At 71.6% G+C, this 15,814-nt stretch carries 11 protein-coding genes and 2 pseudogenes; 11 read left to right on the top strand and 2 right to left on the bottom strand.

Going from position 1 to position 15,814, the window contains the following annotated elements; genetic code table 11:
• The first annotated feature begins 582 nt into the window (after nt 1–582).
• The 8 genes and pseudogenes from OG251_RS37810 (at nt 583) to OG251_RS37845 (ending at nt 8,443) form a co-directional block, all read left to right on the top strand.
• Nucleotides 583–1,653, top strand: a complete 1,071-nt coding sequence (locus tag OG251_RS37810; protein ID WP_326681794.1) for a hypothetical protein — start codon at nt 583–585, stop codon at nt 1,651–1,653.
• Between the two features lie 447 nt (nt 1,654–2,100).
• Nucleotides 2,101–2,958: a YwqG family protein gene (locus OG251_RS37815; protein WP_326681795.1), complete on the top strand. Its 858-nt coding sequence runs from the start codon at nt 2,101–2,103 to the stop codon at nt 2,956–2,958.
• Nucleotides 2,959–3,284: 326 nt separating this feature from the next.
• The gene (locus tag OG251_RS37820; RefSeq protein ID WP_326681796.1) at nt 3,285–3,824 is read left to right on the top strand and encodes a putative immunity protein; all 540 of its coding nucleotides are present in this window, start codon (nt 3,285–3,287) and stop codon (nt 3,822–3,824) included.
• Nucleotides 3,825–4,013: 189 nt separating this feature from the next.
• A pseudogene (locus OG251_RS37825) lies at nt 4,014–4,163 on the top strand (transcriptional regulator); the annotation flags it as partial.
• A gap of 149 nt (nt 4,164–4,312) precedes the next feature.
• Nucleotides 4,313–4,753 (top strand): hypothetical protein, encoded by a 441-nt coding sequence (locus OG251_RS37830; protein WP_326681797.1) that lies wholly within the window; start codon nt 4,313–4,315, stop codon nt 4,751–4,753.
• Between the two features lie 264 nt (nt 4,754–5,017).
• Entirely contained in the window at nt 5,018–6,088 is a 1,071-nt protein-coding gene (locus OG251_RS37835) for a PP2C family protein-serine/threonine phosphatase (RefSeq protein WP_326682758.1), read from the top strand.
• Between the two features lie 902 nt (nt 6,089–6,990).
• Nucleotides 6,991–7,548 (top strand): annotated as a pseudogene (gene hypB / locus OG251_RS37840) (hydrogenase nickel incorporation protein HypB); the annotation flags it as partial.
• A 223-nt stretch (nt 7,549–7,771) separates the two neighbouring features.
• Nucleotides 7,772–8,443 carry a lysophospholipid acyltransferase family protein gene (locus OG251_RS37845; protein WP_326681798.1) on the top strand — a complete coding sequence of 224 codons (672 nt, stop codon included), beginning with the start codon at nt 7,772–7,774 and terminating at the stop codon, nt 8,441–8,443.
• Nucleotides 8,444–8,558: 115 nt separating this feature from the next.
• On the opposite strand, the gene OG251_RS37850 is transcribed toward OG251_RS37845, so the two are convergent.
• Nucleotides 8,559–9,413, bottom strand: coding sequence for a DUF3592 domain-containing protein (locus tag OG251_RS37850; protein ID WP_326681799.1), 855 nt, complete (start codon nt 9,411–9,413; stop codon nt 8,559–8,561).
• 74 nt (nt 9,414–9,487) lie between these two features.
• Entirely contained in the window at nt 9,488–9,910 is a 423-nt protein-coding gene (locus OG251_RS37855) for a hypothetical protein (RefSeq protein ID WP_326681800.1), read from the bottom strand.
• Nucleotides 9,911–10,138: 228 nt separating this feature from the next.
• On the opposite strand from OG251_RS37855, the gene OG251_RS37860 reads away from it, so the two are divergent.
• From OG251_RS37860 to OG251_RS37870, 3 genes are read left to right on the top strand one after another with little or no spacing between them, the layout of a single operon-like run.
• Nucleotides 10,139–11,509, top strand: a complete 1,371-nt coding sequence (locus OG251_RS37860; RefSeq protein ID WP_326681801.1) for a hypothetical protein — start codon at nt 10,139–10,141, stop codon at nt 11,507–11,509.
• The gene (locus tag OG251_RS37865; RefSeq protein WP_326681802.1) at nt 11,509–12,813 is read left to right on the top strand and encodes a hypothetical protein; all 1,305 of its coding nucleotides are present in this window, start codon (nt 11,509–11,511) and stop codon (nt 12,811–12,813) included. The genes OG251_RS37860 and OG251_RS37865 overlap by 1 nt, the downstream gene beginning before the upstream one ends.
• Before the next feature lie 3 nt (nt 12,814–12,816).
• Nucleotides 12,817–15,753 (top strand): hypothetical protein, encoded by a 2,937-nt coding sequence (locus OG251_RS37870; protein WP_326681803.1) that lies wholly within the window; start codon nt 12,817–12,819, stop codon nt 15,751–15,753.
• Nucleotides 15,754–15,814: the final 61 nt, after the last annotated feature.

Below are 15,814 nucleotides of genomic sequence, written 5' to 3' on the forward strand. Positions count from 1 at the left end.
GCCAGCTCCAGGGACGCGTAGGGGGCGCCCTCCACTCAAACCCGCTGTCGGCCGCCCCGCAAACGGAGCGGGGCTCCGGCCGACTGCGACAGCGGCGGTCCGGGCTGGGCATGAAGACGTGTTCCGGCCATGTGCCGCGCTGTTGCACGGGGGAATGCCTAGGGCAGACGGGACGGGATGTGACGACAGGTCACAGGGGAACGGCCGGAGCGCCCGGCAGGCACCGCGTGCTGTGGTGGTGGAGTGGTCCCGGGGGCCCCTGGGGCAGGTGTCGCGGATATCGGAACGGCTGGTGAAGAACGCCACAGAGGGCGGTTCTTCTGGGACTGTGAGCGCCGGGCTCCAAGCATGTGACCGCACCCCGTCGGAAGACACCGGGCGACGCGTGCCTGCGCAGCTCTCCACGGCGGCCCGTAGCACAGCCAGGGCGGCTCGTCCCGGAACTACGTACGCCGGACTTCCGCTCCACCTCACCGGACCGCACAGGCAGTACCGACCTCACCCACAGGGGGGACACCTATGCACACCCGTAACCCAGCGCTGTCGAAGAGACCCGTCCGGGCCGTTCTGCTCATCATGGGCATGTTGGCCGCACTGCTGGCCGCAGCGCTGCCCACAGCCGGCGCCGCCCCCTCCGCCTCCCCCGTCGCCGGCCCGGCCGCCGTCCCCGACCGATGGGGATTCGCCTATCTGGACAACGCGACACCGCCCGCCGGGTACGTACCCGACCCCTCCCGCCAGTGGGGCAGCTGGGCCTCTCCGGCCGCCAACCCCGTCAAGGTCGATCAACTCGGTCTCGGCTCGTACGTGGTCCACTTCCCGCAGATCGGCGGCAGGGGCGGGATCGCGCACGCCACTGCGGTCAACGCCTCCGCCCACTGGTGCCAGATCGCCGACTGGCGGCCCGCGGGCTCCGGTGAAGACGTCTATGTGAACTGCTATCTGCCCAGCGGCGCACCCGACAACTCCACCTTCACCGTCCTCTACACCAGCAGCAGCGGCACTCTCACCCCGCCGACCGGCTCGTACGGCTATGTGTACGCCGACAGCAGCGGCACGGTTCTCACCCAGTACAACTCCGCCGGGGCCACGAACGCGGTGAGCAAGGGCTCGACCGGCATCTGGAAGGCCTGGCTGCCCGGTCTCGGGCTGTCCAGCCACGCGGGGAACTTCCAGGTCACCGCGGTCGATCCGAAACAGGGGGCGCACTGCAAGGTGTCCGAATGGGCGCCGGGCTCCACCGGACAGACCGCCGTGGTCACCTGCTACGACGCGTCCGACGCTCCGTACGACGCCAAGTGGACCCTGAGCTACTCCTATCTGCGGGCGGTCCACGGACCGGCCTTCCCGCCGAAGTCGTTCGGCTACCTCTGGTACAACGGCTCGCTGCCCACGCTGACCAACTACAACTCCAGCGGCGCCACCAACACACTCGGCGGCTCGGGAGCACCCTTCGCCGTCACGCTGCCGTCGGTGGCCGTCGCTTCGGACACCGCTCATGCCACCGCCTACGGAAGTGGCCCCGGTTACTGCGGCCTGTACAGGCCATGGACCAGGACCGGCGGTACCGCCCAGCTCTACGTCAACTGCTTCGGCCCCGGCGGAACTCCGGTGAAGGCCCCCTTCTTCACCGCGTACACCTCCGCGTTCTGACCCCACACCGCCGCGGGCCCTGTCGGGCCCCACCTCCCGACCGATCCCGGCGCACCCGTCTCCTCCACTCCCCCGGCACCACGGGCCGAGGGAGTGGAGCACACCGGTATCCCGCTGGGACCCGGGCTCCAGGACGATCGATCCGTGTGCCTGGCTGAACGCCGGTCCCGGCGGGTGTCGGCCCCCGTTCCAGGACGCCCCCATGACCTGGAACGGGGACTTCGTCGGCACGGCGCCCACCAGAACCGGTTGTGGCCATCCGGGCCACCACACAGCCGACCGCGCACGGCGGCCCGCTACGGCGGCGACCTGGCGGCTCTCAGCCTGGCCGAGTGACCGGCTCATAAGGTCCTCCGCAGATTGATCAGTTCTTCTTCCTCGTCTGGACACGCGGTACACAGGAGGCCGATGTCCGCGGTGTCAGTGGTGCCGGGGACAGTGGCCTTCATGACCGACAAGCGATACTCACGGCTTGCCGCCGAGCACCTCCCCGGCGATTTCGCCCAGCGCTGGACAGCGCTCCTGCGCCCGTGTGTACGCCTTCGTCGGGCCGTGGGCGGCGAGCAGACCGTGGCCACCCTCGGTGGGAAAGCGCGGCTTCCAGCGGGGATCGGCTGGCCCGAGTGGCCAGGGCACGGGCCACTGTCCTTCATCGCTTCCGTGCGCTGCAACGAGCTGCCGCGCGAGGGGCTTGCCGACTGCTTCCCACAGGACGGAACCCTGCTCTTCTTCTACTTCGACGGCCGGACCGACACCGACGCTTTTGTTTCCGCCGACGATCCCGACACCTGGGTCGGGGCCCAGGTGCTGTACGTCCCGGAGAACACACCGGTCTTCCCGACACCCGCACCCCCGGACCTGGAACCGTTCCCCCGCGTGAGCCTCACCGCCGAGACGGAGCAGAGCGCCCCGGACCTGTGGCTGCCGCAGGTCCGGGGCGCTCTGCTCGGCGAAGGCCGGGACTGGCCGGACCACCCCCGTGACACCTCGGCCGAGCTCAAGCCGTTCCTCCGTGCCTTCGGTCGCCTGCGCACCCGCACCGGCCACCGGATCGGCGGCCACGCCGTACCTGTCCAGGGCCCGGTGGAGTACGAGATCGCGCATGGGGCGCTCGGCAGCATGCACGCGTGGGGCGACCGGTCGCACGACCAGGAAGCCCAACGATGGGTACTGCTGGCCCAGTTCGACAGCGACAGCGACGCGAGGATGGAATGGGGCGACGCGGGCACCCTCTACTGGCTCATCCGCCCCGAGGACCTCACCGCGCACCGCTTCGGCCGGGCCGGGCTGACCGTGCAGTGCTAAGGGCTGTCCCGCAATCCCTGGCGGGCGCACGACGACAGCTACGGCACCTCGCGGCGTTGTCGGAACGCCCGAATACATCCAGTATGCGGACATCCCTCCGCCTTGCGATGCACCGCATCCGACGCCGTGCGCTGATCCACCAGGGACTACGGGACAGCCCTTAGGCTGTCCCGACCGCACGTGAGCGTCCGCCGCATACGTGCGGACCGTTCCACGCAGGGCCGGAGTTCGTTGTCTGACCTGCGAGTTTCGCCGGCACGGCCGGAGTGCAGGTCACCGCTCCGGAGCTGCGCCCCTGCCCGCCACGTCGATGGGAGAATCGGGTCATGACGACTGAGGCCGGTGATTTCGAACTGACCGTGGAAGAGCTGCGCGTCGTCGTGCGCTACGTGGTGGAAAGCGCCGAGGATGTCCTTCCGGCGTTTGAGGAGACTGTTCCCGATGATCCTCGGCCTCGCGCAGCCGTTGATGCTGCCTGGGAGTTCGCGAACGGCGCGCGGAGGACCAGGTTGCAGCGCGTCACCGCGTTGGACGCCCACCGGGCCGCGAAGGAAGCACCCACCGAGACCGCACGCCTTGCTGCGCGTGCTGCCGGCGACGCCGCGGCTGCCGCATACCTGCATCCCCTCGCGAAGGCTACCCAGGTAGGTCACATCCTGCGCGGGGCCGCATGTGCGGCGCGCGTGGCCGAGTTGAGTGCAGGCGACGATCCCGATGTCGGAGATGAGCTGATCGAGCAGGCCCGGCGACGCGCTACGCCGGTCCTGGTCGATGTTCTTGTCCGGTATCCGCTCGCTCCCACGGGCAGGAGTCGCGTCGCCCAGCTCATGAGTGCCTTGGACGCTCTCCTGCGCACATCGCGCTGAGAAATCCCCTCTGAGGACAGGTTCGCCGTGCAGGTCGGTTGGGACCAGTGCGTCTGTGTCAGCAGCGACAAGCCCTGCCTGCGGGCCGTTGCCCATACCCGGGCTCTCGGTCTCTTCCCGGAGCGGCTGGAGACCTCGCCCTACGACGCGGACTTCGACGAGCCCGGCGTGCGGCGGCCCGCCAATGAGCGGCCGGAGCGGTTCGACCGGTTTCCTGCTGTATTCGCCTCGCTGGACCGGCCCTTCGTCATCGAACGCCCGGATGAGCTCCGCGGCCTCGTCGAAGCTCTCGCCGAACGGCTCACGAAATCCGCCCGGCGAAGCCTGCCCCACGCATGACGGACCCGGAAGCCCCCGCACAGGTCAGCACCGAATCCCTTCCGCCCCGGCACGTGGGCTGTTCGGCGCCGCCGAAACCGTACCGGTGGCCGCTGTACGAACGCTGCGCAGCTCGAAGAGCGATCACTGCGACGGCCAAGGTATCCGACGTGGGTATCCTGCTGCGGGAGTTGCAGGTAACAGGGGCCAAGGACGCAGATTCACTCGGGGGCAACACGGTGCGTGTACTCAAGGCGGCAGTATCGGCCCTCGCCCTGATGGCGGTGGCAGTGGGATGTTCCTCGTCCGAGGGGAAGGACGGGCAGCAGCTGACCGCGCAGCGGGAGAACTACTGCACGCAGCTGGGAGCGTGGCAGAAGGCGCGGAATGCGGCGGACACGGACGCGCCGGATTCGTCAGGGTACGACGAGGTCGGGGCCGTCGCTCAGGACGCCTTCCTTGCGATGCGACCGCTCCGGGACGAGTCCGTCGGTGGCGGCCGCACCCTGGCGGAAGCGACGGTGGCGGCGATGAACAACAGTGACTCCGAGGCGGAGGGGCGTGTCGTGCAGTACTGCGGAGATGTCGGCTTCGAGACACTGACGCGCTAGCCCCGCGCCAGGCCGGTGTCCGGGTCTGCAGGACGAGATCGCGGGGCTGTACGCGGTGCCGAACCGGTCGGAGTCGGTGCCACCAGATCGCTCATCGCCCGGAGGGCCCCGGCAACGGCGCGCCACACGGGAGGGGCGCGTCCTGACTGCGGTGTCTCCCCGTGGCCCCTTTCCTGTCGATCACGAACGTGTCTTTGCGGCGATATATTACGTTTTGGGCGTTGAGGGACTCGAGAAAGCTGTTCGGAGGCTGCTGTGAGTGTCATGCGTCGTCCGGCGATGCGCGTGGTCGTGGTCCTGCCGTATGCGCTGATCGTTCTCGTCATCGTGGTGGATGTCCTCGCGGGATCTGCCATTCTGCTGTCGCTGCTGGCGGCCCCGGCCGCGCTCGCCTCCGCCACCGGCCGCCCTCGCTACGTACTCTCCGTGGGCGTTCTGGCGTTCGCCGTGTGCGTCGGAGCATTCGTGGCGGATGAGGGGGTCACGGCGGAGCGCGGGGCGGTGGCACTGAGTGCGGTCGCGCTCGTCGCGCTGGCCGCCGCGTACGCCAGCGAGGTCCGGCTGAGAGCCGAGCGTCGGCTGGTGAGCGTCCAGACAGTCGCCGACGCGGCCCAGAACGTGATCCTGCGACAGGTACCCCGACGCAGCGGCCATTTCGAACTCGCCGTCTCCTACGTCTCCGCGACCGTCGGCGCCCGCATCGGCGGCGACCTCTACGAGGCGCTGCCCCATCCTGGGGGCCTGCGCATCATCGTCGGCGACGTCCAGGGCAAAGGCCTCACAGCGGTCGGGTCCGCCGTCACGGTCCTGACCGCGTTCCGTGCGGCCGCACCGGCCGACGGCTCTCTCCAGGAGGTGGCCGAACACATCGAGGAAGCGCTGGAGCGCCGTGAACAGGGCGAGGAGTTCGTCACCGCGGTGCTGGCCGATTGCACCGAGCGGGGGGACGTGACCCTCCTGAGCTTCGGCCATCCGCCGCCTCTGGTGCACCGGGCCGACGGCACCGTCCTGACGGCGGCACCGGAAGTCCCGGGGCCGCCTCTGGGCCTGCCTGGAGGACTCGGCGCTCTGCACGAGGACGGACCGGGCCGATACGAGCTCCGGCTGGAGCCGGGGGACCGGATGCTCTTCTACACCGACGGCACCACCGAGGCACGCAATGCCGAAGGCGACTTCTTCCCCCTGCCGGACCACGCGGACCTGCTCGGCGACCCGGACCTCGCGGACGCTCTTGCGGAGCTGCGGGACCGACTGGCCGCCCATGTCCAGGGACCGCTCGACGACGACGCAGCCATGCTGCTGCTCCGGTTCGCCCCTGCTCCGGACGGGACCTGAGAGCTTCCGGCGCTCCTCGGAGTACACGGTCTGCTTCTCGGCCGCATGCCGAGCCACTGGCTGTTGCGACAAGTGCGGCAGCCACCTGCGCCGGCCCGTAGTCGGCCGTTGGGGTGGGGAAACGACTCCTCGACCGGACGGATGCGCGTCACGAGGGCATTTCGGGCCCGTCGCCCGCCGCACGCGGTAGTTGTGGCGGATGGACGATCCCTTTGCCCTGTGCCCAGTACGGACAGGCTCAGCTCCGTCGGACGATTCGGACGGCACCGATGTCCAGGAACCCGGTCCGGTTCAGCCGACCGCCGAGCCGAAGGCACCATTGACCGACGCCCGGTCAGTACCGTGGCAGCCGGGATGAGGAGGCACGGCCCCGCTCGAACAGCTCGACGGCCCCCGGCGCTGCCGCGGGAAGCTGCGCCTGTGCTGGAGCGTGCGGGCCGGCACACGGCCGGCCCCGTTGGAGCCGACGGCATGCGGGTAGTGGCCGAGGAAGATGTGCCAGGGCGTGCAAGGCCGCTTCGAGGTGGCCGTCGGCTACCAGCGCCTCCGCGAGGCGGGGCCGGGTGAGAGCGTAGGGGCGGTGCCGGCCCGGGTCTCGGTGCGGGGCTGAGGGCGGGAAGGCAGGCACAGCCTCGCCCGGGCGTTGCAGTACGTGCGGCGTCCGGGCGCGTCTGTACTCGATGCCCGCCTCCGGGCAGGCGGCGAACGCGCCACCATGGGCGTCGGCGCTGTCCACGAGCTCGGCCACCGCACCTCTTCCGTCGTGTCGTGCGGCATCCGTGCGGCCGCGTCGGGCGAGGACGAGGGCCAGGACTGCCGGATCGTTTCGCCCCGCGCACTCGACAGCGGAGTCGGCAAGGCAGTGTGCCTGGGGAATATGGCCGAGGCTGAGGGCCCGGACGCTCATGGCGCGCGGAGTGATCGCGCAGGCGGCCCGGTTCCCGGCCTCGCGGGCCAGTTCCCTCAGGGACCTGAACGGTCAGGGCCGTCCGATCGGTGTGATCGAGGGCGACCAGGAGACGATGCTCGACGCCGAGCGGATCAGCGGCGCGGGCGGCGCCGTCGTGCAGGTCAACACCGGCACCGGATGTCACCTCGACGCGGAGATGGTTCGGGGCGCGCTCACGGCCCTGGCGCCGGAGACCGGATCGCTGATCCTGGTCGAGAACGTGGGGAATCCGGTCTGCCCCGCTCTTTTCGACCTCGGAGAAGGCGGCCGGGCCGTGATCATCTCGGTCACGGAAGGAACGGACAGGCCACTCAAGTACCCCTATATGTTCGCCGCCGCGGATCTCGTGATCATCAACAAGATCGACCTGCTCCCGTACGTCGACTTCGACAGCGACCAGTGCGAGAAGTACGCCCGGTCCATCAATCCGGACCTACAGGTGCTGAAGGTCTCGGCCACCACCGGAGAGGGGATGACGGACTGGTACGACTGGTTGGGCGAGCGGTACTGACGCCCCGCCGGCCGCCCCGGTGGTGCTTCGGCGGGGCGGAGGTGATGTCGCCCCTGGTCCATGGTGTTGGTGTGCCTGTCGGCTGCGGGAGTACCCGGGGTCAGCCGCCGGTCGCCGACCCCGGGTACTGCGGACCGGAAAGATGAGTACGACGGCTCACGCCCCGGCGGTGCCCGCCGCCGACGATGAGGAGCAACATCATCGTCGAGACCGGGGACCACACATGCTCAGCCGCATAGCCGACATCCTGGCACCGGGCGTCGGCCGCCTGTCGGTCACCACCGACTCCGGCACCGAACTCACGCCGGGCAGCATCATCGCCGTGAACCACACCTCGCTCGCCGACCCCGCCGTCGTGCTCGCCGCCCTGTACCGCCTGGGCATCGAGCCCGTCGTCATGGCGACTTCGGGGCTGTGGCGCATCCCCTTGCTCGGCCGCGCCCTCGTCCGTGAGGGGCACATCCCGGTGTTCCGCGGAGACCGGCGAGCCGCGACCGCGCTCGACCTGGCGGCCCGGGCGCTCGACCGTGGCCGGCTGATCCTCATCTACGCCGAAGGCGGACTGCCCCGCCGCAAGGACGCCGCGGAGGCGGCCCCCGGCGCCTTCCACAGCGGCCTGGCCCGGCTCGCCGAGCGCACCGGTGCCCCCGTCGTACCCGTGGGCCAGGCCGGAGCCCGCCGGGTGACCTCGGGGAGCGTGACGAAGCAACTCGCCGGCCTGGCCACAGCGCCGTTGCGCCGACCGGGCCTGCACGTCCACATAGGAGTACCGCTGGAACTGACGGGCGACCGCGCCATGTGCACGGCGCGCGCCCGCACCGCGGTGACCGCGGCGTGGCGTACGGCGGCCGCCCGCCTCGGCGAACCCGCCGCGCTCACCGCGCAACTGTCGTAGCGGGCCGGTCAGTGACGGGACCGGCCGCAGGAGGGCCGCCCATCACGGGAAGACCCGGCCACTGCGTCTCCCTGGTCGACGGGTCGCCCACCGATGAGAGCCTGGGCGCAGGGGGTCACAGCATCGCCACGCCGGTCACCATCGCCGCGACCCCTCCGACCAGAAGCATGATGATCACACCGATGGACCTCTCGTTGTCACGGCGGTCGGCCGCGAGGTCGGTCGTGTAGACGGCCGGGTCGGAGGGGGCGTAGTAGAGGGTGAGCTCGCGGCCGAGGGACCGGCCCGGAGCGCGGATGCCGTCGCGGGACAGGACGGTGACAGGGGTGCCCTCAAGGGTGGTGAAGGTGACGACGGGGGCGTGGTTGACGAGCTCGTCGCCCTCCCCGTCGGTGTAGACGTCCTTGGTGACGGCCACGACACGCGCCGGAACGGCGACGGCCGAGGCCAGCAGGGCGTCGCGGGCGCGCGCCAGGCGGATGTCGGGGCTGGCCGCCGCGAAGGCCGTGACGAGGGCACCGAAGCCGAGCAGCGCCGCCGGCCAGCCCCGGATGACGGTCGCGTGGATCGCCAGCCCTATCAGGAGCAGGGCGACCGTACAGTTCGGTCCCATGCGGCCGTTCTTCTCCCCCGCGGTGTCCAGCACCACGCGGAACCGGTCAGGCCGCCCGGGTGGGTAGCGCACCTCGAACTCACGGCCCACCCAGGCTTCCTCGATCGCGCTGCCGTGCTTCCCGGCGTTCGGCAGGATGAACTCCCGCCCTGTGGCCGGGTCCCGGAAAGCGACCGTCACGGGTATCCCGGGCCACTTGGAGGCGCCGTGCGCCGGCTGTCCCACCTCGACGATCCGTGCCTGCACCCAATCCGCCCGCTGAGCGCGGGTCAGACCGGCCAGCGAAAGCGCGTAACCGAGCAACGCCAGCCCCGTGGGCACCACCCACCACAGCGCAAGCATGTCGTCAACACTCATCCGTGCCCCCGCCCTTCTCCGCGGAAGTCAGCCTGTGGAACCGGCGGCAGTCGCTTCGTACCTCGGTGCCGGGGTCACGGCGTCACGCCGCTCCCGGCATAGAGGTAGCCACCGGGCCGGGCGGGATCGGCGATCAGCAGTACCGGGTCGCCGACGCGCGGGATCACCAGTTTCGAGACGATGGTCTGGAGAGTGATGCGATCGGCCGTACCGGAGAACTGGAGCACCAGATCGACGATCGGGTCGAAGTTGACCAGCTTGCCGGTGTCGGCGATCGACACGACGACGGCGGGTATGGTCGGCACCCCCGCGGCTAGCAACTGCTGTACGTCCAGGGCGGAGTGGTGCGCGCCGATCGACTGCTGGACCCTGGCGAAGTCCTCGTCGCCGAGGAAGGCGCGCGTGGCGCGGCCGTAGAAACCCTTGCCGCCTGCCACCTTGTCGGCGATCTCGGCGGCCCGTTCCTCGCGGCTCTTGCGCTTCCCGAAGATTCCCATGGTGTTCTTCCCTTCTGGTGATGTCAGGCACAGGGGGCGGCCGGCGGTCGGCCGGCCCCCGACCTCGTCGTACGGAGCCACGAGGACGGCCGGGTCGCGTGGACGAACGTTCCGGTCATGGGTTCCCCCTCGTTGTCGGCCCTGGCTGACGGTAGGGACGCTAGGCGGCCGGGGACGCCTACCGATCCCAGGTTCGTCCGCCCGTTCGCGTCGGCGTACCCTCCTCCCATGCCGCCCCCCAGCCAGCAGAACGGCGAGCGCCGACCGCGCGCCATGGTCATCGACCACGCCTGGCGTGGTCTCGGCCCGTTGGCACAATCGCTGAGCGGCCCGGGCGGGGCACCGTTGACCCGGACGGTCAAACTGATCGTGCTGCCGCTGATCGTCAGGCCGGCGCTGCGTCCGGAACTCTCGGCGGACTTCCTCGGACCGGAGCAGGCCGCGCGCCTCGACGAATTGATCCGGGAGTCCGGTACGCGCCTCGCGGCGACGGCGCAGTGGTTCACGCTGCTCAAGCGGACCCGCCGGGCGCTGGGCATCGTGGCGGGCAATCCCCAGGATCTGTACTTCCAGCGCTGCTTCGAGCTGGCCACCGAACACGGGGCGCCCTCGGCCGGTGCGGACGCGATGGCCAGGGCCGTGGTCGAGGACGTGGCGGACACGGCCGACGGACGCACGGTGGAGGCGCTGAAGAGCTATCTGGCCGACGCCGCCCGGCGCTCCCGGCTCGACGGGGAGCTGGCCACCGCCTGGGAGAGCCGTCCCCCGGCACCGGCCGCCGACCCGTCCGCGGCGGTCGCGCTGGCGGCCGAGGTCCTGGACGCCTGTGGCGCACCGGACCGGACGGGCAACGCACCCGCGTACGCGTCCATGGTCGAGGCGGGACTCGGAGGCCTGTTCGGCAGGGCGCTGTGGGAACACGCGAACGGTGCCTGGGGCCGCGACGACCTGCCGACGCATCTGGGGCTGACCGTGCGGCAGGTGCCGCCGCGCCCGGAGGTCGGCCGGGGCGCGTCGACAGCCACGCTTCCCGCGCCGCTGGACCGCACGCTCTTCGAGCGGCTCTTCGTCGTCCTGCAGTCGTCGGCCCGGCGGGAGGAACTGCCGACGGTGCCGGAACTCGTCGGAAGGGAGGCCCTCCGCAGTTGCGCTCCACTCGGCCTGAACGACGAGAGCCTGCGCGTCGCCGTGGTCCTCGGCGGCCGGCTCGCGGTCGGCCTCGATCCGCTGGGCACCGGGGAGCACACGCCGGGGCGGACGGCGGCGCACCGGGCCGTCAACAGCCGCTGGCGACGGGAGGCCTCGGTCCTGCGCGCCCGCAGGATGACCGTTTCTCCCCGTCCCGACCCGGACGGCGGCGTCCTGGACGCCCTCGCCCAGGACCTCCGTACCCCGTGGGCCGCCTACATGCGGCGGCTGTGGGTACGGCTGCACGGGCGGGACGTCCGCGACGCACCGCTGGAGGACCTCGCGTCGGCCTGGGCGGTGCTCGACGGGGTCGCCCGTTCGGTGATGATGGACCACCGCGCCAGAGTCCGGTCGGCGCTGCGCACACTGTCCGCGGCCCCCGCGCCGGCGGCCGGGCCGAGGAGCGCGTGATGGCGCGGGCCCACAGGGACGTCGATGTCACGGGGGCCGAGGACGGCACGGTCCGGATCACTGCCCATCCCGCCCTCCGCCACGCCGGGACCCACGACGATGCGGCCGCCTCGGGCCCCGACTTCACCCGGGCGGTTCTCGATGTCGCGGGCGCCGTTCTGAGCTGGCCCGTCCTCGGCGACCCCGGCCCGCCGTCGGCGGAGGTCCATGACACGGGACGGGCCCAGCAGTGGCTGTGGGCGCTGTACGGCGAGCGCGTCGCCGCCGCCGTCCACGACCGGACGCCGGGTGAGCCGGCCGTCATACGGGTGGCGGCGGACTCGACCGCCCTCGCGGGCAGCGCGGCCCGGCTCGGCCTCGGGCACTGGGCGGCCCGCTGGTGGCCGGCTTCGTACACGGACGGAATACCGGCGCTCGAACCGGACATGCTCGGCCTGGAGCTGGCCGCGCTCACCCACCGGTGCCAGCAACTGTTCGACGACGATCAGCCCGACGACTGCGCGGCCGAACTGATCGACGAGCACCGGGCCGCCCTCGAACCGCTGATCCAGTGGTGGCGCTCGGCACCGCCCGCGGACACGGCACGCCACCTGGAGAGTGTCCTGCGCCTGATCGACGACGCGGCGGACAGCGCCGGACTGGACGGGACGGCGCTGCGCCGCCTCCGGTCCGCCCTTGGCCCGCACGGTCCGGCGGGGACACCGGCCCGCTCCGGCGCGCCGCTCGCACGGCACGACGGCTACGCCCTCGCGGCGGGTGGACCGCCCGGCGCGGGCGGCCGGGTCATCGCCCGGGGCTCGGGCACCAACGACTGGCGCCGCTACCCGCCCGGCTTCGTCGACGCGGCCGAGAACGCGGTGTCCTGGACCGCTCGCGCACTCGGCGCGCGGCGGCGGATCGAGGTCGAGGCTGTCGCGCACATCGCGGCGCCCGCCGCCGGTGTGCTCCTCGTCGCGGAGATCAACGTGAACGGTGGCCGCCCCGGCCGGGTGCCCCTCGCCAGACGGGACGACATATGGACCGGCGGTGCGGACCTGGACCTTGACCGGGCGGCCGGGGCGGTGACGCCGCGTATCGAGGTCGGTGTCCTGCTGCCCGGCTTCGACCCGGGCACCGGCACCGGTCACCCCGGTACGTCCGGTGAAGCAGAAGACCGTGTCGGCCGGGACGCGGTCCGCGCGCTGGTGCGGCGGCGCCTGACCGCCGCGGCTCGGCCCCCGGCGTACGACGGGTCACCGCACGATGCCTCCTCGGGCCCGTTCCTCGCCGAGACGGCCGCCGCTGTCATCGATGAGCAGTACTGACGGATGCCGGACGAGGTCGAGGAGGACGAGGCGGTGACGAGGCTGTACGGAGAGCCCTTCGACAGCGGCTTCGCGCTGGCCGAGCAGCATCAGCTGGCGGCTGACCACACGGCCGCGTGCGCTGTCTACGAGCAGTTGCTCACCGAGGCCGGGTCCATCGAGGACTCGCCCGACAGCCGGTTCCTGCGGGCACACCTGCTGTCCGACCTCGCGAGCGTCCGGCTCACCGCCACGGACCTGGCCGGGGCGCAGGAGGCCGTCGAACGCTCCCGCGGCCTGCTCGACGGCATCGCGTCCGTGCCGATGGGGCCGCGCGGGCGTCAGTTGTGGTGCGAAGTCCTGCTGAAGACGCTGATCGCCCGGGCCGATCTGCTGCGCAGCACCGGGCGCCTGGACGAGGCACTGGCATGTCTCGACGAAGCGGCGGCCAGGCTGCCCGAGTTCGACGATCCCGAGGGGCTGCGCGCCGCCGAACTCGGCCTGAACCGGGTGCACCTGCTGATCGAACGGAGCGAGTGGGGAGCGGCCGAGGAACTGGCTTCGGCGCTGCTGTCCACCGTGCCGCCGGCCGCGGTGGAGACCGTCCCGCGGCTGCTGACCGCCCTCGGCCTGATCTGCGTCTCGACCGGACGCTTCGACCCGGCCGAGGACTACTTCGCCCGTGCGGAGGACAGCTTCCGGGCGATGGGGGACCTCGGTGAGCAGCAGGTGCTGCTCACCCACCGGGCGTACGTCGCGATGCACCGGGGTGACCTCGATCTCGCGGAACGCCTGTACACCGAGGCGTCCGCCTTCTTCGAGCGGCAGCGGCGGTTCGGCGATCTGGCGGTCTGTGAACAGGCCCGTGGCTTTCTCGCCGGCAAGCGCGGCGAGATCACCCGCGCCGACGATCTGACGGCGGCGAGCCTGGCACGGTTCGAACGGCTCGGCGCCTCGATCGCCGCCGCCGACACCATGCTGCTGGGCGCCCAGCACGCCTATGACCGGGGCGACATCACCGAGATGAAGCGGCTGGCCCAGGAGGCCCGCGACGTGTACCAGGCGCGGGAGGTGTACGAGCGGTGCGCACAGGTCGACCTCATGCTCGCGAGAACCCTCGAGGACAACCTGAACCGCACGGACCACGGCGACCACGAGAGGGAGTCCATCGATACCGCGCTCTCCCTCGCCCTCCCCGCCGCACTGGCCCTGGAGGCGGCGCGCTACGACTTCGTCACCGCCCATGCGCGCAGTCAGTGGCTGCAACTGGCCGACGAAGCGATGCGGTTGGTCTTCCGGCTCGTCGTGCGCAGGCAGGATCAGGGGCTGCTCTTCGAAGTGGTGGAACACCGCTGCGCGGGCGCCTCCCTGGCACTCAACCGTACGCCGCAGTCAGCGCCGCACGCCTCACCCTCCGGGTCCCCCGCCGACGCCGTCCCGACCTTCCCGAGTGCGGCCATGAAGGCGTACGGGCACGGCGACCGCCCGATGGGGCTCGGAGGTGTGGCGGCGGAGGCCGCTGCCTCGGCCGGCCTGCGCGTCGCGCCGCCGCCGAAGGTACGGATGTCGTCGGAATCAGGCCGCGTCGCGCTCCAGGAGTACATCGCGGCGGCCGAATTCCGCTACCGCCGACGGATCGTGAACGAGGAAGAGGTGCCGTTCTGGATCACCGACGACCTGACGAGCCGTCCGGTGGTCCAGATCCGGCTGGCCGACGCCGGTGACCTGTTCATGACCTGGACATGGGCCGGCGGGGCACGTGGCTTCGGCACCGGCCGCGGGCCCGGTGACGAAGTCGACCGCGCGGTGGGTGAACTGGCCGCCGCGCTGCCGGGACCGGGCGGCGGAACGGAGGGGATACGGCACGCGTTCGCTTCGGGAGCGCTGGCCGATCACCGGACCGAGCGCCGGCTCGCACGGGTGCTGGCCGAGGCGCTGTGGCCGGAGGGGCTGACCGCGCAGATACGCCAGGTGTCGGCGCGTGCCGGCCGTCCGCTGGTGCGGATCCAGCCGTCCCCCCGGGTCGCCCAGGTCCCCTGGGAGCTGCTCGCCGTCGACGACGACGGCGACGTCCGGCTCATCGATCTGGCGGACGTCGTGACCTCCGCGCCGGCGTCGCTGCGACGGCAGGACCCCGTCCCATGCCCTGAACCGGATGTGGACACCGCCGCGCACACCGACGCCGACACGGTCGTACTCGTCCTCGATCCCCGGGTCCCCGGATTCCGGGCCGACTCCGCGCTCGGCTCGGTCCTGGGACCGCCCGGCTCGGATCCGGAGCTGTTGTCGCTCGTCCGGAGCCGTCTCGACGCGGGCGCCGTCGCGCCGTCCGTCGCCACCCCGGCGGAGGCCTTCCGCCGCACCGACCTGGACCGGGACTGGCTGAGTGCCGTACTGCGCAGGGGGGCACGCAGACTCATGTACGTCGGGCATGTGAGCGGCGCGCCGGTCGAGGGCGGGCAGAGCGAGGACGGCACGCTCCATCTGTGCTGCGATCACGGAACCGTCGGCCTGGCCGAGCCGGTCCGCACCCACCGGCCACTGTCGGCCAAGGACCTCCTGCTGGGCACTCTTCCTCTGCGCGCCGACGGGGAGCCGGGCGCCCGGAGCTGGCCCGCGCCGCCGCGTGTCGCCCTGATCGGCTGCGAGAGCGGCGGGGATCTCCGCTTCGCCGAGTCGTTCGGCCTGGCGACCGCGATGATCCACAACGGTGCCGAGCTGGTCACCGCCACCCGGTGGGTGCTGCCGACGAGCTTCGCCTTCCATCGGCTGGCCGGCCTGCCCGAGTCCGTACGACCGCTGTCCGAGGCGATCATCGCCGTCGACACCGCCCACGAGGACCGCGATCCCGTGGAGCGGCTCGGACGCTGGCAGCGCGAGCAACTCGACCAGTGGCGCGCCGGTGGCCGGATCGAGCACTCGCCCCTGCTGTGGGCGGCCATGACCTGCATCGTGGTGTGACCGCCGAACGCTCCGCCGAGTCCGGTGGAGCGGCACCGGCCAGGAGCGCACTCCGGTGCGG

The sequence above is a fragment of the Streptomyces sp. NBC_01237 genome, from assembly GCF_035917275.1.
Lineage (GTDB): Bacteria > Actinomycetota > Actinomycetes > Streptomycetales > Streptomycetaceae > Streptomyces.